General features: G+C 57.2%; 16 protein-coding genes. 5 read left to right on the top strand and 11 right to left on the bottom strand.

The window, feature by feature from the left end; all coding sequences use genetic code 11:
* Positions 1–51 precede the first annotated feature (51 nt).
* A complete protein-coding gene (locus ACR0LH_RS05800) occupies positions 52–684 on the top strand; it encodes a TRAP transporter small permease subunit (protein ID WP_480720052.1) in 633 nt (210 codons plus the stop codon).
* Entirely contained in the window at positions 685–2,088 is a 1,404-nt protein-coding gene (locus ACR0LH_RS05795; protein WP_170777846.1) for a TRAP transporter large permease, read from the top strand.
* A 134-nt stretch (positions 2,089–2,222) separates the two neighbouring features.
* Here the strand turns inward: ACR0LH_RS05795 and ACR0LH_RS05790 are convergent, their stop codons facing one another.
* Positions 2,223–3,266 (bottom strand): ornithine cyclodeaminase, encoded by a 1,044-nt coding sequence (locus tag ACR0LH_RS05790; protein ID WP_480720051.1) that lies wholly within the window; start codon positions 3,264–3,266, stop codon positions 2,223–2,225.
* The gene (gene rocF, locus ACR0LH_RS05785; RefSeq protein WP_480720050.1) at positions 3,266–4,186 is read right to left on the bottom strand and encodes an arginase; all 921 of its coding nucleotides are present in this window, start codon (positions 4,184–4,186) and stop codon (positions 3,266–3,268) included. Before rocF ends, ACR0LH_RS05790 begins: the two co-directional genes overlap by 1 nt.
* Before the next feature lie 86 nt (positions 4,187–4,272).
* On the opposite strand from rocF, the gene ACR0LH_RS05780 reads away from it, so the two are divergent.
* Complete coding sequence (locus tag ACR0LH_RS05780) at positions 4,273–4,701, top strand: Lrp/AsnC family transcriptional regulator (protein WP_170482371.1); 429 nt, start codon at positions 4,273–4,275, stop codon at positions 4,699–4,701.
* Between the two features lie 101 nt (positions 4,702–4,802).
* Positions 4,803–7,412, top strand: a complete 2,610-nt coding sequence (gene mprF, locus ACR0LH_RS05775; RefSeq protein WP_480720047.1) for a bifunctional lysylphosphatidylglycerol flippase/synthetase MprF — start codon at positions 4,803–4,805, stop codon at positions 7,410–7,412.
* Between the two features lie 3 nt (positions 7,413–7,415).
* Here the strand turns inward: mprF and ACR0LH_RS05770 are convergent, their stop codons facing one another.
* The 6 genes from ACR0LH_RS05770 to ACR0LH_RS05745 form a co-directional block, all read right to left on the bottom strand.
* The gene (locus ACR0LH_RS05770; protein ID WP_480720046.1) at positions 7,416–8,978 is read right to left on the bottom strand and encodes an efflux transporter outer membrane subunit; all 1,563 of its coding nucleotides are present in this window, start codon (positions 8,976–8,978) and stop codon (positions 7,416–7,418) included.
* Between the two features lie 11 nt (positions 8,979–8,989).
* Positions 8,990–10,135, bottom strand: coding sequence for an HlyD family secretion protein (locus ACR0LH_RS05765; protein ID WP_480720045.1), 1,146 nt, complete (start codon positions 10,133–10,135; stop codon positions 8,990–8,992).
* A 20-nt stretch (positions 10,136–10,155) separates the two neighbouring features.
* Positions 10,156–10,518, bottom strand: a complete 363-nt coding sequence (locus ACR0LH_RS05760) for a DUF3302 domain-containing protein (protein WP_170383924.1) — start codon at positions 10,516–10,518, stop codon at positions 10,156–10,158.
* 34 nt (positions 10,519–10,552) lie between these two features.
* Positions 10,553–11,122, bottom strand: a complete 570-nt coding sequence (locus tag ACR0LH_RS05755; RefSeq protein WP_480720043.1) for a disulfide bond formation protein B — start codon at positions 11,120–11,122, stop codon at positions 10,553–10,555.
* A gap of 9 nt (positions 11,123–11,131) precedes the next feature.
* Positions 11,132–11,287, bottom strand: a complete 156-nt coding sequence (locus tag ACR0LH_RS05750; RefSeq protein ID WP_480693130.1) for a DUF5993 family protein — start codon at positions 11,285–11,287, stop codon at positions 11,132–11,134.
* Positions 11,288–11,403: 116 nt separating this feature from the next.
* Complete coding sequence (locus ACR0LH_RS05745) at positions 11,404–12,165, bottom strand: DeoR/GlpR family DNA-binding transcription regulator (protein WP_480720042.1); 762 nt, start codon at positions 12,163–12,165, stop codon at positions 11,404–11,406.
* A gap of 202 nt (positions 12,166–12,367) precedes the next feature.
* Between ACR0LH_RS05745 and glpD the strand changes: the two genes are divergently transcribed.
* The gene (gene glpD, locus ACR0LH_RS05740) at positions 12,368–13,951 is read left to right on the top strand and encodes a glycerol-3-phosphate dehydrogenase (RefSeq protein WP_480720041.1); all 1,584 of its coding nucleotides are present in this window, start codon (positions 12,368–12,370) and stop codon (positions 13,949–13,951) included.
* 66 nt (positions 13,952–14,017) lie between these two features.
* Here glpD and ACR0LH_RS05735 read toward each other — a convergent pair whose 3' ends face one another.
* The 3 genes from ACR0LH_RS05735 to metG form a co-directional block, all read right to left on the bottom strand.
* Positions 14,018–17,155, bottom strand: a complete 3,138-nt coding sequence (locus tag ACR0LH_RS05735) for an efflux RND transporter permease subunit (protein ID WP_480720040.1) — start codon at positions 17,153–17,155, stop codon at positions 14,018–14,020.
* Positions 17,156–17,158: 3 nt separating this feature from the next.
* Positions 17,159–18,337: an efflux RND transporter periplasmic adaptor subunit gene (locus tag ACR0LH_RS05730; protein WP_170482355.1), complete on the bottom strand. Its 1,179-nt coding sequence runs from the start codon at positions 18,335–18,337 to the stop codon at positions 17,159–17,161.
* Positions 18,338–18,625: 288 nt separating this feature from the next.
* The gene (gene metG / locus ACR0LH_RS05725; protein WP_480720038.1) at positions 18,626–20,344 is read right to left on the bottom strand and encodes a methionine--tRNA ligase; all 1,719 of its coding nucleotides are present in this window, start codon (positions 20,342–20,344) and stop codon (positions 18,626–18,628) included.
* Positions 20,345–20,430 lie beyond the last annotated feature (86 nt).

The raw sequence follows: 20,430 nt of genomic DNA, 5'->3' as shown, positions 1-20,430 counted from the left end.
GGTGCCTGACAGGGCACCCGGATACCAATAATAAACAAGAGGATCACCGGAATGGCAGGACAGGCCACGGTGCTGGAAGATGGCAGTCGCCTCAGCCGGCTGGATCACCATCTACTGAGGATAGAGCGGTTTCTTGCCCTGATAAGCGGTCTTGCCGTCTTTGGCTTGATGGTGCTTGCCGTCGGGTCAGTTAGCGGGCGAAATGTAATCAACGCACCCTTGCCCGGTTACGTGGACTGGATCGAACAGGCCATGCCACTGATTGCGTTCCTCGGCGTCTCCTATGTGCAGCGTGATGGCGGGCATATACGAATGGACATCGTTATCTCGCGCCTGCACGGGCGAGCGCTGTGGCTGTTTGAACTGATCTCGGTCATTCTGATCCTTGTGCTGATGCTGGCCCTTGTCTGGGGAAGCTGGTCTCATTTCGACCGCTCGTTCGATTTCGGCGCGCCATTGTGGAGCCGCGACAGCTCGATCGACATCGGTATCCCCCTTTGGCCTGCAAAACTGTTGGCGCCCGTCGCGTTTTCGGTGCTGTGCGTGCGTTTGGTTCTTCAAATCTGGGGATACGGCCGTGCCTTTGTTCTAGGGCTGGAAAGCCCTGTGGCCGTGCCATTGATCCAGGATGCCGTAGCGCAAGCCGCAGCCGAAGCCGAACAATTTGAGGGACAGGAAGAGTAGATGGACAGTATTGACATCGGGCTCTGGGTCACCGGTGGCCTGCTTGTATTGGTCGTTACCGGCATGCGCGTGGCTTTCGCCGCTGGACTGGCAGGGTTGGTTGGGCTCGTCTGGATTTTCTGGGCCAAGTTTGGCTACGACCCGGACCGGTTCGGCAAAGCTCTGACGGTAGCTGTCAAGACAGCGGGGCAGGTGCCGCATTCCAAGGTCGCAGCCCACACTCTCAGCCTGATCCCGACCTTCATCCTGATCGGGTACCTTGCCTACTATGCAGGCCTGACCCGCGCATTGTTCGAGGCGGCCAAACGCTGGGTCGCCTGGGTGCCCGGAGGTTTGGCCGTATCGACCGTATTCGCCACGGCGGGCTTCGCGGCTGTCTCCGGAGCCTCAGTTGCGACATCAGCGGTTTTCGCGCGCATCGCAATCCCCGAGATGCTGAAGGTCGGATACAACAAGCAATTCGCCGCGGGTGTGGTGGCGGCTGGGGGGACACTGGCGTCCTTGATCCCGCCCTCCGCGATCCTCGTGATCTATGCCATTATCGTTGAACAGGACGTGGGAAAACTCCTGTTGGCCGGTTTCATTCCGGGCGCGTTCTCGGCCGTGGTCTATGGATTGCTGATCGTGGGGATTGCGGTTGTGTTCAAAACCGTTGGCCCTCCGGTCAAGGGATTTACTTGGAAACAGCGTTTTGCCGCGCTACCGGGTGCCTTTCCGATCGTGGCCGTGATCCTGATTATCATCTGTTTCGTCTACAACCCCTTTGGTGAAAAAGCCTGGGGTACACCTACCGAAGGCGGAGCGATCGGCGCGTTTATCGTGTTCTGCTTCGCTCTTTTCCACGGGATGCGCTGGACCGAGTTGAAGTCCGCACTGCTTGAGACCGCAAAGCTGACGGCGATGATCTTCTCGATCATCTGGGGCGTTCTAATCTATGTGCGCTTTCTCGGTTTTGCCGATCTGCCGGGCGCGTTCTCCGATTGGATCACCGGGCTGGAAATGTCTCCGATGTTGATCCTGATTTGCATCCTGCTTGCCTATGCGGTGCTGGGCATGTTCATGGATGCCATCGGGATGCTGCTGCTGACACTTCCAGTTGTTTACCCTGCGGTCATGGCTTTGAACGGGGGCGAGACTGTCAGTGCAGCGGATAGTGCATTTGGCATGTCAGGGCCGATGTGCGCCATCTGGTTTGGAATCCTTGTGGTCAAAATGGCTGAATTCTGCCTGATCACACCACCGATCGGCCTGAATTGCTTTGTCGTTGCCGGTGTGCGCCCGGACCTGAGTGTTCAGGACGTTTTCAAAGGGGTGACCCCTTTCTTTGTAGCAGATGCGGTCACTATCGCATTGCTTGTCGCGTTCCCAGGCATTGTTCTCTATCTTCCGTCGCTCGCCGGTTAGCAGTTTGTATTTTGCGAGGCTCTGCCTCGCGCTCCGGGATATTTTTAGCCAGATGAAGAACGGATCCCCTGCTTCATCTGGCCCCAAATATCCCGGGGGAGGCGCCCGCAGGGCGGCGGGGGCAGAGCCCCCGTTCAACGTGCCCGCATCAACATTCCGAATAGGTCGCGCGGATCGTCAGGGTCAGCCAGCATATCGAGTGGTTCGTAAAAATCTGTCCCTTCGATCGCGGTTTTGATGTAGCGCAGGGCCGAGAAATCTTCGATTGCAAAGCCTACACTGTCGAACAGCGTGATCTGCCGGTCGTCGCGTCGGCCTTGTGCCTCACCGGTCATTACTTTCCACATCTCCGTGACCGCATGACCGGGATCAAGCGCCTGAATTTCTCCTTCAACGCGTGTTTGTTCAGGATATTCGACGAAAATGTCTGACCTTAGCAGGATATCCCGGTGAAGCTCGGTTTTGCCGGGGCAATCGCCGCCGATTGCGTTGATATGAACGCCGGGTCCGACCATGTTGTCGGTCAGGATCGTGGCGTATTTTTTGTCGGCAGTGCAGGTGGTTATGATTTGGGCGCCCTCGATAGCGTCCTCAGGGGTCTTGCACAAAACGACGGTCAGGCCTGACGTTCTGAGGTTTGCTGCGCATTTCTCGGTTGCTTTGGCGTCCGTGTCGTAGAGGCGCACCGTATCGATCCCGCACATGGCCTTGAAAGCCAGGCATTGAAACTCTGACTGCGCTCCGTTTCCGATCATCGCCATTGTTGTGGCTGATTTCGGTGCCAGATAGCTGCCGACAAGCGCTGATGTCGCGGCGGTGCGCAATGCTGTCAGAAGAGTCATCTCGGTCAGCAATGTGGGGTAGCCGGTATACACGTCGGCCAGCAGCCCAAAGGCGGTGACCGTTTGCAGCCCTTCCGAGGTGTTTTTCGGATGGCCGTTGACGTATTTGAACCCATAGGCTTCACCGTCCGATGTCGGCATAAGCTCGATAACGCCGTGCGGTGAATGTGCTGGAATACGGGGGGTTTTGTCGAAACTTTCCCAGCGTTTAAAGTCTGCTTCGATCTGGGCGGCGAGCTGCGTGATCATGCGCTCGACACCGATGTGGTGCACCAGTCGCATCATGTTGTCGACGGAAACAAATGGCACCAGCGCCTTGTCAGAAGGTTGTGTCATCAGAAACTCCGGGTCGGGCGATCAAAGATTCGACGCCCCAGCAACGAGGCAGCCAGATCGACCATCAGTTTTGCGGTTCGACCGCGTTCATCCAAAAAGGGGTTCAATTCGACCAGGTCCAGCGAGCATACAAGCCCGCTTTCGTGTAGAAGCTCCATAACCAGATGCGCTTCGCGTTCGGTTGCACCGCCGGGAACTGTTGTGCCGACAGCCGGTGCGATTGAGGGGTCGAGAAAGTCTACATCCAGCGAAACATGCAGCATTCCGTTTGCGGCCCGCACCCTGTCAAGGAATGCCATCAAGGGGGCTTTGATCCCGTGTTCGTCGATGCTGCGCATGTCGGCCAGCATTGCTTGGTCCTGCTCTAGCCGTTGCCGCTCGGCCGGGTCCACGGACCTAAGACCAATCATGCCGACGCGATCGGTTGGAATCGGGGTAGTCACAGCAGGAAAGTCGTCAAACCCCTGTTGCCCTGTGAAATAAGCGACAGGCGTGCCGTGCAGGTTGCCGCTGTCTGTGCTGCCGGGGGTGTGGAAGTCGCTGTGCGCATCCAGCCAGAGTACGAAAATTGGGCGGCCAATTCCGTTGGCATATTCGGACATGCCTTTGACCGTGCCCATCGACAAAGCGTGGTCACCGCCCATAAAGATCGGCAGTCCCTTGGCAGCGGCGTCCTGGGCCGCGCGGCCTAGGGCGTGTGTCCAACCCACGCATTCTGGCAGAGCGAAAAGGTGATCATGTGGTGGAGTGTCAGTGTCATCAGGTCGAATATCACCGACGTCCTGAACCATATGTCCCAAATTGGTCAGAGCCTGCTTTAACCCTGCCACCCGATAGGCGTCAGGGCCCATGCGACATCCCTGTCGGCGTTTCCCTGCATCCATCGGAGCACCGACCAATATTACATTTCCTGTATCCATATGACTATCTAACCAATCGCTGTGGGTTGCGAATAGACTGCAAATTGTTCAAAAAGATACCCGACAATACAAAATGGGAAGAACGTATGGACGATTTGGATAGTCGCTTGCTCAGCGCTCTGCACCGCGATGCGCGCGCGTCGCTGTCCGAGCTTGCCGAAACGCTGGGTGTAACGCGCGCAACGGTGCGCAGTCGCTTGCAGCGCCTCAAGCAATCAGGGGAAATCGTGGGGTTCACCGTTCTGACCCGTCGGGATGTGGCGCAAAGCCCGGTTCGCGGCCTGATGATGCTTGAGATTGAAGGCCGCGGCACCGAGCGGACAATGTCGCGGATCGCGGCCTTACCACAGGTGCGTGCCGTGCATTCGACCAATGGAAGCTGGGATCTGATCGCTGAAATCGGGACCGAAACCTTGGCCGAGTTGGATGAGATTCTCTTTCAGATACGCCGGATGGAAGGGATCACCCGTTCCGAAACCAATCTTCTGCTATCCACCCGCAAAGGGCGCGTCTGATGTCCGTAGTCCTTTGAAGCTCAAGGAAATTGTGCAACAGTTTCCTTGAGCGGGCAACGCGCGCGAGTGACTTTTGTCAGACCTGAGAGCAGGGGAACAACATGACGACGCAGGACACAGGCGAAGAACTGTGGGCGGTTCGCTGGGCCGAACGTGCGACGGGGTTTCTTGAGCGACCTCTGGTCAGAATCGCAATTCCGGTTTTGGTCACATTGATCGCGTTGGTCGTTTTGCATGAATTGTCATCGCATGTGAAATGGTCTGACGTTCAGACAGACGTGGCGAACACGTCGTGGAAGCTGATGTTCTTTGCCGTCTGCTGGACGGCGTTCAGCTTTGTTTCCCTGTCCATGTACGACGTTTTCGCCGTTCAAAGCGTGGCTGATGGTGAGGTTCCTTTGCCCGTTGCAGGTATGGCAGGCGCTTGCGGATATGCCGTGTCGAACTGTCTGGGCTTTTCCTACATCACGGGGACAGCGATCAGATATCGCATTTATGCCTCGCTTGGATTGGACCTCGGGCGGGTCGCGGGTGTGATTGCCACATCGTGGATAGCGTTCTGGTCGGGTATGGTCCTGTTGTTGGGCTGCCTGTTGACCCTTCATCCCGATGGGATTTCTAAAATCCTGCCGATCAACGAAACCGTCGAAACCGTCATAGGTGTTTGCCTTCTGATCGGCCTCGCGACGCTTTTGATCTGGCTGGCAAAAGGTGGGCGCAGACTGGCCTACGGGGGGCTGGGGTTTAATCTGCCGGGCGGTAAGTTGGCCGGATTGCTGACCCTCGCGGCCATTGGTGACCTTTTCGGTGCGTCAATGGCACTCTATGTCCTGATGCCCGATGATCTGGGCATTGGCTACCCGTTCTTCTTTGCGGTTTACATTGGTGCGATCGCGGTCGGCATCCTAAGCCACGCACCGGGTGGGATTGGAGCGTTTGAGGCCACGCTGATCGCGGGGCTGGGGGCTTCTGGCCGTTCGGACGTCATTGCTGCGCTGCTGTTATACCGGTTGGTTTACACGTTCCTGCCTTTTGCCATCGCCAGTCTGTCAATCGCTGTCGCTTCGGCGTTGACCCACCGCCGCAGAATTGGCGGAGCCGCCACGTGGGTTTACCGCATTCTGCGTCCGATCGTGCCGATGGTTGCCGCGGGGGTATCAGCCGTTGCCGGGGTGATCCTGCTGGTATCCGGCGCGTTGCCGACCAGTAGCCAAAACCTTGGGGTTCTGCGGGATTTCCTGCCCTTGTCCTTTGTCGAAGCGTCTCACCTTGCGGGCAGTGCGGTTGGTGTCTTGCTGATCCTTGTCTCGCGCGGGTTGTTCCGTAAACTCTATCGGGCGTGGGTCGTGGCCATGTTGCTGATGGTTGTTGGGTTTGTGGCGTCGCTGACCAAAGGTCTGAACACGCACGAGGCGGTTAGCATGCTGGGCACAATCGCCTTGCTTGCCATGTTCCGGGGCGCATTCTACCGCGTGAGCGGGGCGTCGATTTTCAGGCTGAATATCCCGTGGCTTGTCAGTGTGATTGCTCTGTTGGCCGTCATTTTCTGGATTGGTTTGTTCGCTTATTCTCATGTCGAATATCAGAATTCCCTTTGGTGGGAATTCGCGTGGAACGGCGATGCGTCGCGTTTCCTGCGTTCGAGCTTGATTGTGGCGGTCATTCTGGGCGTGGTCGCCGTGAACACCTTGTTTGGAAGGGATACTCCACCGCCTGTTCGCACTGAAATCCCCGCAGCGGTCGAACGTCTGGCGATGGAAAGCGAAGATACTGAGGCGCAAATCTCTCTGACCGGCGACAAGCAGTTCCTGATCTCGCCCGAGGAAAACGCCTTTCTGGCCTACGCTGACACCGGTAACGCCCTGATCACCAAGGGAGAGCCTGTTGGTGATGAAACGGCCGGGCAGCAACTGATCTGGCAACTTCGCGAAATGGCAGACCGCGAGGGCAAGCTCTGCGCGTTTTACAGCGTTTCGACCAAATACCTGCCGACTTTTCTTGATCTGGGTCTGTCGATCCTGAAAATCGGCGAGGTTGCGCGCGTGCCGCTGAAAGACTTCTCTTTGGATGGAAAGTCGCGCAAAGGCTTTCGTCAGGCCAAGAACCGGGCCGAGCGGGAAGGGTATGTGTTTGAAATCATTCCCAAAGCGAAACTGGCACCGGTTCTGCCCGAGTTGCGGAAGATTTCCGATGATTGGCTCGCGCAAAAAGCGGGCGAAGAAAAAGGGTTCGCCTTGGGTGGGTTCGACAACGAATACCTTTCGTATTTTGACCATGCGGTTCTGCGCAACGGGGATACGGGTGAAATCGTTGCGTTTGCCAATCTGTTTCAGGGTGGCCACAAGTCTGAACTGTCACTGGACCTGATGCGGTATGAGCCTGACAGCCCCAGCTTTGTCATGGACGCCCTTTTTGCCGAGATGATGTCGTGGGGGGCAGAGCAGGGGTTCCAATGGTTTTCATTGGGAGCTGCCCCATTTTCAGGGATCGAAAACCGTCAGCTTGCCTCGATCTGGAACCGCATTGGCGGGTTCGTGTACGAGCACGGTGAGCAGTTCTACCACTTTGAGGGGCTGCGGTCCTTCAAGCAGAAGTTCGACCCGGATTGGAGCCCGAACTATCTGGCCAGCCCCGGCGGTCTGGCGGCCCCGCGCATACTGTACGAGGTGAATATCCTTATCTCGGGCGGGCTAAAAGGTCTGACGAAATAGCGATCAGTTCAGGCTGACCCCAGTCGGTGTTTCTTGCAGCAGGTCACCCCAATCTGTGCGGTATGCCATCTCTGCCAGGACGGTTTCGGGTAGGAATTCTTGATTCTGACGAATCTGCCAGCCCCCGCCCAGACCTTTGTAGACTGAAACAAGGTTGTTCGACACTTGTTGCCGTGCCTCGATCAAATTCGCCTGTGACCGCAGCAGCGCCGTTTGCGTGTTCAAGATGCGAGAGTAGCTGGCAGCCCCATCGCGGTATTGATCCACCGCAATCTCGGCCGCCTTGCGTGATGCGGCGACGCTGTTTTCATAAAACCCGACCTGTTTGCGGGATTGAGTGTACGCGACCATCGCGCTTTCAACTTCGGAATAGGCCGTCAGGACAGTGTTCTGGTAATTCGCGATAAGGGCTTGATAGGCCGCGTCCTGCGCGCGGACGTTGTTCTTGATCCGGCCATAGTTCAGGACGTTCCAGACCACTCCGGCATTGGCAAGTCCCGTGGTGCTGGCCGCCGAAAACAGATCGCGACCGCCCGAAGCCTGCACTCCGATAGAACCTGACAGGATGAACTGCGGGTAAAGGTCCGCCAGCGCGATCCCGACCTGAGCCGATTGCGTGGCCGCCGCCAGTTCAGCCGCACGCACATCCGGGCGACGCCGCAGCAGCTCTGCCGGAACGCCAACGGACACGTTGGAACGCGCTGTGGGGATACGACCCGAATTACCCAGCAAACCGGCCATTCTTGACGGCGTCGCGCCCAGCAACACGGCCAGCGCGTTCTTGGCCTGCTGCAGATCGCTTTCGATTGCCGGGACCAAAGCCTTGGTGTTGTTCAATAGCGCTTGGGACTCCTGTACATCCAGCTCAGTCGTGACGCCGTTTTTGAACCGGAGTTCGGTAAGGTCCGCGCTCTCCTGCTGCAACTGTATGTTCTCGCGCGCCACGGCCAAAGACTCCTGCAATGCGCGGATATTGACGTACAGCGCGGCCACATCGCCAGTCAGGGTGACCAAAGCATCGTCATAATTCGCGACCTGCAGCGCAAGGTTCGAGCGCGCTGCCTGAACACCCCGTCGCTGCGCGCCCCAGACGTCCAGCTCCCATTGTGCGTCGAAGCCGACTTGCGAGGTCGAAAATTCGGTGTCCAAAGGGATAATCCGGTTGATGTCCGAGATCGGCCCAAGGTTTTCGCTGATCTGGCGGCGCTCGATGGACCCTCCGATGGCCTGTGATTGCGGATAGAGTTCGCCAAACGCGATGCCCAACTGCGCGCGGGCCTGCAAAACGCGAGCTCCCGCCACTTGCAGGTCAAGGTTCTGGGCATAGGCTTCTGCAATCAGTTTGTTCAGGGTGGGGTCGTTGAATGTCTCCCACCAACGCACCACGGGCGCACTGCGTGACGTCAAGCCACTTGAACCGGCGCTTGGGCTGTTCACCTCGATCCATTGCTTCACGACCGGCGAATTTGGCCGCACGAAATCGGGACCGACGGGTGCGCATGCCGCAAGCAATACGGCGCTCAGCGCTGTACCGATTACCCTGCTGCGGAATTTGGTCCTGTTCATGCTGCGCGTCCTCAGATGTCCAGTGGTCGGATGAAGTTGGCGAAGGAATAAAGACGGATATTGATACGCCGCAGGAACTCAAAGCTCTTGCCTTGGCCTGTGTAGATCGCCACCGCCGCGTGCCCACCGGCGGGGAAAGTGTGGCCGTCAGGAAGATCGACCGAGACCTGCACCGCAATGCGGCCCGGCAATTTGGGCAGCTCAAAACCGGGCAGGCGGCCGGATGGCAGGTACTGACCTTGGCGCGTGGCCCACCAGATTGCCTCGACCTTGCCGGTGAGGATTTCGCCGGGATACAGGTCCAGCGCGACCTCGACATCCTGGCCGACCTCGACAAACTTGAGGTTCTGCTGCCGATAGGTCGCAAGAATATAAGGGTTATCCTTGGTCACAAAGCTGGCGATTGCGCCCAGACGAATATCGCCGACAACAAGGCCGGGGCGCGCCTGTTGCGACACGATCATGCCGTCCTCAGGTGCGTAGATCGTTGTATTATTAAGGAAATACTCTGCCTTTTCCAACTGTGCTTGCGCTTGCAGGATGCCTGTATTCACCCCGTCGATCTGAGAATTCAGCGCCAGTTCCGCTTTCTCAAGGTTTGCTTCGGCTTCCTTGATCGAGGCCTGATCTTCGGTGACCTGTTCATTCCAGCGATCCAACTCATCCTGACGCGCGCCGCCTGCAGGGACGAGGTTCTCGTATCGCGTCTGCTGCGTCAGTGAATAGGCCAGCTTAGCGTTTGCGCGTTCGACGGCTTCGGCGGCAACGATGACGTCTTGTTCAAGGATCTTGGCGTTCTGCTGTGCGGCAACCAGTTGCGCGTTGGCTTCCTCAACCTCCAGCGAAAAAACGGTGTCGTCGAACCGGTATAGCGGGTCTCCTTTTTTGACTTCGGTGTTGGGTTCAACCAAAACCTCTGTCAGGATCGTCGGCTCGGTCAGGCGGGGCACGATCTGGATGGTCGAGCGGACAACATGGCTGTCGATCGAAAACGGCTGAAAGAACCGCAAGGCGACGAGGAAAATCAGCAGCAGGTGTGCGCCTACCCAGAAAGACACGATGCCCCAGGCTATGTTGAACCGCAGCCATTGCATTTTGAAGAAAATGAACCAGACGAAAATGATGTAGAAAAGCGTAATGCCGAGGGCGACAAACATGGTGTTTCAGTTCCTTTGGCTTAGCTCTTCTGCGTCTCGTCGGGGTCAAGCGGGTCGCGATATTCGTCTGTCAGTGTTCCACCCAACCGCTTGATTTCTTTGCGCACGGCGTCCCGTTCATCGTCTGGCATGCGGCGGATATCCACGGTTGTCCCGTCGTGGAAGGCCCAGATAAACGCGTGGACCCAAGGCACGATCGCCAGGAACCCCATCCAGCCCATGATCTTGACCGCCTCGGCATGAGGATGGTTGCGCTTGATCGCAATACGGCCCGGCAACCCCATCAAGAACAGGAACAGCCCCATAACCGCAGCAAGCAGCAATATCAGCGCAAGAAATGTCAGGTAGTCATAGTAGCCAAGCGGCTGCCCCAATAGTCCCATGCTCGTGCCTCCTTGAGGGACGGTTGACCCATCCTCAGTCGTTGGTCCCCAGTTCGTCAATCAGTTTGTAGTCCTTCGGCGGGTCGGCGCAGATGCCGGGGCCGCACTCCAGCAGGGTCGAGACTGCGTTCAACGCGGCCAAACCCAGCATTATGAAGAACGCGACCTTCGCCAATGCGCTGCCGCCGAACCGAGGCTGATCGGATGTGTCGTCAGCGTACTGCCTCTCGAACATCAGCATGATGGCGGTTCCCAGCAGGATCAGGAAAAAGCAGATCGCCGCCCACGTATAGTAATGGTAACCCAGAACAGGCGAGCCATAGTGCCCCGTGCCGGGCACGATATGCAGCAGAATTTGCCGCACCGAAACGCTGATACCAAAGAGGGCGGCAATCAGCATCAGGGCGTAATGTCTGGGCCGCGCACCGTATAAAAGGTTCAAACCCAGCCCAACCCCAACGGCGACAAAGCCAACGCGCTGTAGCAAGCAAAGGGGGCAGGGCAGTTCGTAAAGAGTCAGTTGGTAGATATACGCCAGAAGCAAAACCAGACTGACAGCCAGTGTGCCAAGGGCGTTCAGGTTCCGGGACAGATCAGGTGTCATCGCAGTCCCCTAGAGTTGAATCGTCAATTGGCTGGTGGCGTGAAACTTGAACCAGTAAACGCTCAGGGCCAGAGTTATAAAAAACAGCACGTTGGCTGCGGTGGTCAGTCGAAAATAATTCAGCCCCATTGTGGCTGTAAGTAACGCGAATAAAAGCGCGATCATGGCCCGGAGCCTCCCTCCCGTGCAACGATTGCAATATGTTGTGATATTGTCAGGCTAAATCGCGTCTGACAAGAACCGCGTTTGGGAATACGCGCTAAATGCGAAAACGACGGGCCTTAGGAGGCCAAACAAAGCCGCGTGTTCCACTCGTTGCACTTCTGCGTCAGATCATCGGAGAGTGGTAAATCGGTGTAGAAGGCATCGACATCGGACAGAGACGCAATTCGCGCCGGGGCGGTCCGCTGAAATTTGGAATGGTCCGAGACCAGCAAGGTCTGACGGGCCTGCGCGATGATCGTCTGACTTACCCGAACTTCCTGAAAGTCAAAATCCAGCAAGTCGCCTTCTGCATCCAACGCAGAACATCCGATGACCGCGTAGTCGAACTTGAACTGCTCGATCGTCGAAATTGTCAGGTTTCCGATCAAGCCACCATCTGAACGGCGCAAGACTCCTCCGGCAACAACGATCTCGCAATCCGTGTTTTCGACTAGGATGTTTGCAACATTCATATTGTTCGTCACGACCATCAGGTCCTTGTGGTTCAGCAACTGACGCGCGACCGCCTCGGTCGAGGTTCCGATGTTCATGAAAAGTGACGCGCCATCCGGGATGTCATCGGCGCAGGCTTGCGCGATGCGGGCTTTTGTGTCTGCGTTCAGCGCGCGGCGGTCTTCATATCCAATGTTCGAGACACCGGATCGCAGCACAGCTCCGCCATGTACGCGGTCCAACTTTCCCATATCTGCAAGCTCTGACAGGTCTCGGCGAATTGTCTGGACGGTGACATCAAAGGTTTCGGCCAGCTCCTCGACCATGACGCGTCCGTTCTGTTTGGCGATCTTTAGAATGTCCGACTGGCGGAAAGAAAGTGACACGGGCGTCTCCTGCTAAGTAAGAGTGTTCGTTTTTGTTCTCTTTCTGTCAAAATGCAAGAATTAGGTTTCGATGTTCGATGATTAACTGAAAATTAAATGTCGGATTTGCACAAAGCGAACATAAACGAAGAATCACGTTGACGAACCGAGTGTGCGCCGGGTTAATGGCGCCGAATGTGCCAGCGTGGGGAATCGACCGAAAATGGAACGGCAAGACGAACAGGTATGCGATCTTTTCATCATCGGGGGCGGCATAAACGGGTGTGGCATTGCCAGAGATGCAGCCGGGCGTGGATTGACCGTAACGCTGGCCGAAATGAACGATTTGGCATCGGCCACTTCCTCGGCTTCGACCAAGCTGTTTCACGGTGGATTGCGATACCTTGAATATTTTGAGTTCAGGCTGGTCCGCGAGGCGCTGGTCGAACGCGAAACCCTTTTGCGGGCCATGCCCCATATAAGCTGGCCGATGCGGTTTGTTCTGCCGTACCACGAAGACATGCGGTTCGATTCAGACACGCCGACGTCCCGGTTACTGAGCACAGTGATGCCGTGGATGCGTGGCCGCCGACCGGCTTGGCTGATCCGGCTGGGTCTTTTCATGTACGACCACCTTGGCGGCCGGAAAATTCTTCCGGGCACGTCGTCTTTGGACCTGCGCAGTTCTCCAGAGGGTGGTCCTTTGCAGGAAAAGTTCCAAACGGCATATGAGTATTCGGATTGCTGGATAGAGGACTCGCGGCTTGTCGTTCTAAACGCTCGGGATGCCGAGTCGCGCGGTGCCCAGATCATGGTGCGAACCATGGTGATGTCGGCTGAACGAGTGGACGACCTGTGGCATGTCACAATCCGCGACGAAAACAGCGGTGAGTCACGGTTGGTAAAGGCGAGGATGCTGATTAACGCTGGTGGACCGTGGGTCGGCGATATTATTCAGACCAAGATACGAGTGAACTCGCGTGAAGGTGTTCGGCTTGTGCGGGGAAGCCATATTGTGACCCGAAAGCTGTTTGACCACGACAAATGCTATTTCTTTCAGGGACAGGATGGCCGCATCATATTCGCCATTCCTTATGAACGCGATTTCACGTTGATCGGTACGACCGACCAAGATCACCCGGACCCCTCAGAGCCACCAATTTGTACCGAGGCGGAACAGGAATACCTTTGCGCTTTCGCGTCGAAATATTTCAAGCAGCCCATATCGCGCGATGACATTGTCTGGACGTATTCCGGCGTCCGGCCTCTCTATGACGACGGCGCCACGAGCGCGACCGCTGCGACGCGGGACTATACGTTGAAGGTGGATGCTCAGGGTGGGGCACCGATCCTGAATGTGTTTGGTGGAAAGATCACGACGTACCGGAGGCTCGCTGAAAGCGCGCTGGAAAAAGTGGCCGAGCATTTCCCGAATTTGCCGGCGCCGTGGACAGCAGGCGTCGCATTGCCCGGAGGGGATTTTCCTGTTGATGGCGTTCCAAGCCTGATTGCCGGTCTCGAAGCCGACTACACATTCTTGGATCGGGCATGGGCGGAACGTCTTGCGCGCGCTTACGGGACAGAGGCGCGGACTATTCTGGCCGATGCGCAGACCGCAAAAGACTTGGGCGAAAATTTCGGCGCGACATTGACCGAGCGTGAATTGGAATGGCTTGTGACCAAAGAATACGCGCGGACTGCAGAAGATGTCGTATGGCGGCGCAACAAACTGGGCCTTCGGCTAGATGAAGATCAGGTGCACCGCATCCAGAAATGGATAGAAAACCAGCGCGCCATAGCTGCATGACGCGACAGAAAACAAAAAGCCCCGCCATTAGGTAGCGGGGCTTTTTCTATTTTGGACTAGTTCTGATCAGGTTGCATTCTCGGGCGATCCCGGATCGTTCTTGGTGCCCTTCATCCACTCACGCAGTCCTTGCATCAGGGCGTATAGCACTGGAACGACGATCACTCCGACCAGTGTGGCCGCCAGCATCCCGCCGAAGACAGCAACGCCGATGGCCTTCTGGCTGGCCGCGCCCGCGCCGTTTGCCGCCAGCAGGGGCACAACACCCAGAAGGAAGGACAGGGCCGTCATCATAACGGCTCGGAAACGTTGAAACGCGGCTTCGGCGGCAGCGTCCTTGATCGGTAGCCCGTTTGCCCTTTGCTCCATCGCAAATTCGACAATCAGGATGCCGTTTTTCGACGCAAGCCCCACGAGCATGATCATCCCGATCTGAGTGTACAGGTTGATGTCACTACCAACGATGGCCACAGCCGCAACCGCGCCGAACAAGGCGACGATGACGGATAGCAGGATGGAAACGGGCAGGGTCCAGCTTTCATACTGACCAACGAGGAACAGATAGCCGAACAGAATTGCCAGTCCGAGGATCACGATGACCAGTCCGCCGGACGCAAGCTGCTGTTGCGCAGTCCCTGTCCACTCAAACGAATAACCTGGGGGCAGGGCGTTTGCCGATTCTTCCGTCATTACGGTGATCGCGTCGCCCGTCGATAGCCCCGCAGCGGGAACCGCCGTGACGGTCGCTGACCTGAACAGGTTGTGACGTTTGAGAAGGACCGGGCCTAACACGTTTTTGACATCGACCAGTGTTCCAAGGGGCACCATTTCGCCTTTTGTCGAGCGAACATAGAGGTTTGAAATGTCCTCGACATTGTCGCGATAGCTACCCTCGGCTTGGATCATCACCCGATAAACACGGCCAAACAGGTTAAAGTCGTTCACGTAGTACGACCCAAGCTGAGCTTGCATGGTCTGGAATACTTCGGCCACGGACACTTGCAGGGTCTTGGCTTTTTCGCGGTCCAGATCGACGAAAAGTTGCGGCACGTTTGCGCGGAACGTCGTGTAGGATTGCCCGATCTCGGGCCTCTGGTTGGCCGAGTACACGAAAGACCCCACTGCCGAGGCAAGGTCCTGCGGTGAGCCGCCACCAGTCTGCTGAACTTCCATCTCGACACCGGCCGACATGCCCAAGCCTTGAATCGGAGGCGGGTTGAAGGCCACGATCGAGGCTGCGGATTCCCCGTTTGCAATCGCCAGAACCTTGGCCAGAATTGCATCAGCGCTCAGATCGTCTTCCTGACGTTCATCCCAGTTGTCTAGGTTGACAAAGATCGCGGCTCCGTTGGTGATTGTGCCGTTCAACAGCGAAAAGCCGTTGATCAGAACCGTGCTTGCAACGCCGGGGATTTGTTGAATTTGCTCGTCTACGCGACTGGAAACCGTTTCTGTGCGCTCCAACGTCGCGGCGTCGGGCAACTGGATGTCAACAAACAGATAGCCGTTGTCCTCAAGGGGAATGAAACCGCTTGAGGTGTTGGTCATAATTGTTCCGGTTCCCATGGCCAAAGCCACGACGATCCCAAGCGCGACGATCGGCAAAATCAACAGTTTTCGGACAATCGCGACATAGCCGTTACGAACCGACCCGATGAACTTTTCAAACACGGCCAGCACCCCCTTGGGTGGGCCAGAGCGTTCCCGAAGAACCAGTCCGCACAACGCAGGCGACAGTGTCAGGGCGTTGATTGACGAGATCACCACGGCGGTCGAGATGGTCACGGCAAACTGCGAATAAAGACGCCCTGAAATTCCGGGCATGAAGGTGACCGGGACGAACACGGCCAGCAGAACAAGCGTGGTTGCAATGACCGGACCTGTGATTTGCCCCATTGCCTTACGAGTCGCCTCGGCGGGGGGTAATCCTTCCTCCGCGATGATCCTCTCGACGTTTTCCACGACCACGATGGCGTCATCCACCACGATCCCGATGGCCAACACCAACGCGAACAGCGAGATTGTGTTCAGCGACATTCCAAAGGCCAGCAGAAACGCGAATGTCCCGATAAGTGAAACCGGAATCGCGACGGCCGGAATGATGGTCGCCCGCCAACTGCCAAGAAAAACGAACACGACCGAGATCACGAGGATAAAGGTCAAGATCAGGGTCGAGACCACATCGTTCAGCGATTGTTGGACAAAATCCGTCGTGTTGAACGGGACTTGGTATTCCACATCGGTCGGGAAAGCGCGCGACAGGCGATCAAGCTCGGTCTGTACCCGTTCCGATACTGCCAGAGCGTTGGCACCGGGTGCCTGATAAATACCGATAACAGTCGCTGGTACGCTTTCAAAATAACCAGAGGCCGCATAGTACTGAGCCCCCAATTCAACGCGCGCGATGTCCTTTACCCGAACGATTGAGCCGGCTTCGCCTGTTCGGATGACGATGTCACCAAACTCATCAGCCGAGGTTAGACGCCCCTTGGTCTTGATGGTGTACTGGAAGGTCTGACCTTCGGGCACCGGAGGCGCGCCGATTGAGCCTGCGGACACCTCGACGTTCTGTTCCCGAATGGCAGTGATCACATCGCCGGGGGTGATGGACAGCGCAGCCATCTTGTCCGGGTCCATCCAGATCCGCATGGCGTATTCCAGATTGGTTAGAACATCGGCCTTGCCCACGCCCTGCACACGCGCCAGCGCGTCTTTCAGGTTGATCGAGGCATAGTTTGACAGGAAAACGCTGTCATAGGTTCCGTTGGGCGAGGTCAGTGTCACCAGCAGCAGCATGTTGGTCGACGCCTTTTGCGTGACAACGCCAGACGAAGTTACTTCGGACGGCAGTGACGACATCGCCTGCGCGACACGGTTTTGCACGTTGACCGAGGCGATATCCGGGTCGGTGCCGACCTCAAAGGTAATGTTAAGAGAATAAGATCCGTTGTCCGAGGACGTAGACGTCATGTAAATCATGTCGTCCACACCGTTCACCTGCGCTTCGATCGGTGCGGCAACGGTATTTTCCACCGTCTCGGCGTTTGCACCAGTGTAGGTGGTTGTCACGCTCACCACAGGGGGCGTGATGTCGGGGAACTGCGCCACAGGTAGAACCATGTAGCCGATAGTCCCCATGATGGTCAGGACAAGCGAAATAACAAGTGCCAGCTTTGGCCGGCTGATGAACAGGGCTGAGAACATCCGTTATTCCCCCGGCTGCTCGGACGCGACAACCGCGTCCACCGCCACGCCCGGCCTGACCCGCTGTAGACCCTCAACAATGACGCTTTCGCCCTCGCGTAGACCATCCTTGACGATGATCGCAGATCCCTCGGACTGGCCCGTGGTAATATAGCGTTGTTCAACCATCTGCTGATCATTGACCACCAAAACAAACTCACCGCGCTGATCGCGCTGCAAGGCTGCCTGCGGAATCAGAACTTCGAGAGTGGGTTCAAAGGCTTCGATCTGAACACTCAGGAATGCGCCGTCAACGATCAGCCGGTCGGTGTTCGGGAACTCTGCGCGCACGGTGATTGCCCCGGTCAGGGGGTCGATCCGGTTATCGACGAAAACGATTTCCCCGGTTTCTGCCAGCTCTGACCCGTTCGGCAGAATTACCTTCACGACGGGGCTTTTGTTGCTTTCAGCCAGCGATGCGGCACTTTCTCCGACAGCTTCCAGAACCGTTGTGAACTGCTTTTCGTTCAAAGAGAAATTGACGTAGATCGGAGCCTCGCTGACGATGTTGACCAAGGGGGGATTATTCGGCCCGACAACATCGCCGACGCTGGTCGCCACCCGTCCTATGCGACCCGTGAAAGGTGCGTGAATTTCTGTGTAGCTCAAATCCAGTTGAGCTTGCTGGATCGCTGCTTGGGCAGCTTTTACCTCGGCTTGAGCTACCAGCTCGTTCGCGCGGGCGATGTCCCGTTCCGACTCCGGGGTGGCATCGCGCTTGTACAGCTCTTCTTTCCGGGCGAGTTCGACCTTGGCCAGTTCCAGATTGGCCTCGGCGCGGTCGAGGTCGGCGTTGCGTGCCTCAAGCGTGGCTTGATACAGGTCGGGCTCGATCGTGAACAGCAGGTCACCCCGGTTCACCAACGCGCCATCCTCGACGGTTTGACTGTCCAGAAATCCACTGACACGGGCCACAATGTCCGCCCGATCAAGTGCTTCGGCCCGACCGATGAAAACGGATTCGGCTGTAATTTCCTGAGTGTAGGCTGCTGCGATCGACACCTTAGGCGGCGGGGCATCGCTTTGGTCCTGAGCATACGCTGGGTTTGCCAGCCCGATAACAGTCAAAACGGCGGCGTGTCGAAAGAACTTGGGTGTCGAACCGAATTGACGAAACTTCAAAAACGTCGATGCAAGGGACATGGCAATTGCCTCATGAATTAAAACTGAACGCAACTCGGACTGCAGTGGCCATTCGAGTCGTGTGAACTTTCGATCAGGATGGCGGGTTTGAGTTCATTTCTCAAGCGTGTTGACGTGCCTTGATCGGGAATGTCATCGGAATTTCTTACGACAAAGCGCAGGTTTACGAGCAGACACAGGCTGACATCAGCCAACGCGAGGGCCGTTTGTGGATTCGGTGTAGCGGGTGGAATCAAAAAGGAGGCGAAAACGCCTCCTTTGAGTGTTTGATCGGTTGGAGCAACAGGCTTAGTCGCGCGTTCCGGCGAAACGTGTTTGCCAGTCTTCGCGTTGCTCATCCGTGATTTTGGCGAACAGCACATCCGGGACCGAGAACTCGTGACCCGCTGGCAGTGCATCCAGCGCTGCGGCCACGTCATCCGGCCAGCTTGTATCCAGCGTGTTCATCGCGCTGAGCATCTTGGCCGAGGTTTCGGGGATAAACGGCGCGCTCAGTACTGCATACAGACGGATCAGGTTCAGACCCAGACGCACCTGCGCGGCGGCCTGTTCGGGGTCTTCCTTGAAGGTGGACCAAGGGGCCGCCGATTGCAGATATTCATTGCCCGCAACCCAGATCGCGCGGAGCTCCTGCGCGGATTTGCGGACCTCCATCGCCTCCATGAACCCTTCATAGGCGCGAACGCGGCGGGTGAGTTCCGCGATAAGCTCTTGTTCCCGCTCACCAAAAGTGCCGCCTTCGGGCACAGCCTCACCGAATTTCGAGCGGCAGAACTTGGTGATCCGGCTGACAAAGTTGCCCAGCACGTCGGCCAAGTCCTTGTTCACTGATTGCTGGAAGTTCTCCCAGGTGAATTCGCTGTCGCTGCTTTCGGGCGCATGGCTCAGCAGCCACCAGCGCCAGAAATCGGCGGGCAGGATTTCCAGCGCCTGATCCATGAACACGCCGCGCCCCTGAGAGGTCGAGAACTGGCCGCCGTCATAGTTCAGGTAGTTGAAAGATTTCAGGTGGTCGACCATCTTCCACGGCTCTCCCGATCCCAGAATGGTCGCCGGGAAGGAAAGGGTGTGGAAGGGCACGTTATCCTTGCCCATGAACTGCACATAACGCACATCGTCCGCGCCCTTGTCGGTGCGCCACCAGCGTTCCCACTCGGCAACCGGTTTGCCGCTGGCATCGGCCCATTCCTTGGCGCAGGCGATGTATTCGATCGGCGCGTCGAACCAGACATAGAAGACCTTGCCCTCCATCCCCGGCCAGTCCTGATCGCCTTTCTTGACCGGAACACCCCAGTCCAGATCGCGGGTGATGCCGCGATCCTGCAGACCGTCTCCGTCATGAAGCCATTTCTTGGCAATCGAGGTGGTCAGGATCGGCCAGTCGGTCTTGCTGTCGATCCACGCGTCCAACTGATCCTTCATCGCGGATTGGCGCAGATACAGGTGCTTGGTCTCACGCACCTCAAGATCGGTCGAGCCGCTGATGGCGCTGCGCGGCTCGATCAGATCGGTCGGGTCCAACTGCTTGGTGCAGTTCTCGCACTGATCTCCGCGCGCGCGGTCGTAGCCGCAATTGGGGCAGGTGCCCTCGATATAACGGTCGGGCAGGAAGCGGCCATCGGCGTTTGAATAGACCTGTTTTTCGCTGACTTCACGGATCAAACCCGCGTCGTCCAGCTTACCGGCAAAATGCTGGGTCAGGTGCTTGTTCTGATCGCTGGATGAACGGCCAAAGTGATCGAAGCTCAGGCCAAAGCGCTGCGCGATATCGGCTTGAACGCCGTGCATCTGGGCGCAATACTCGGCCACGGGCTGACCTGCTTTGGCTGCCGCCAGCTCTGCCGGGGTGCCGTGTTCGTCGGTGGCGCACAGGAACATGACCTCGTTCCCCCGGCCGCGCTGATAGCGTGCGTACAGATCAGCAGGCAGTTGCGAGCCGATCAGGTTGCCGAGGTGCTTGATCCCATTGATGTAAGGGATCGCCGAGGTGATGAGAATCCGAGCCATTTTGCGCTTCCACGTATCTAACTGCGCGCCCGTCTACATGATGTGACCGGCCAGCAAAACCCCGGCTTTTGCTTACTTGCCGGTTT

The organism is Ruegeria sp. CL6 (genome assembly GCF_056536465.1).
This window is presented reverse-complemented; position numbering and strand designations above follow the sequence as displayed.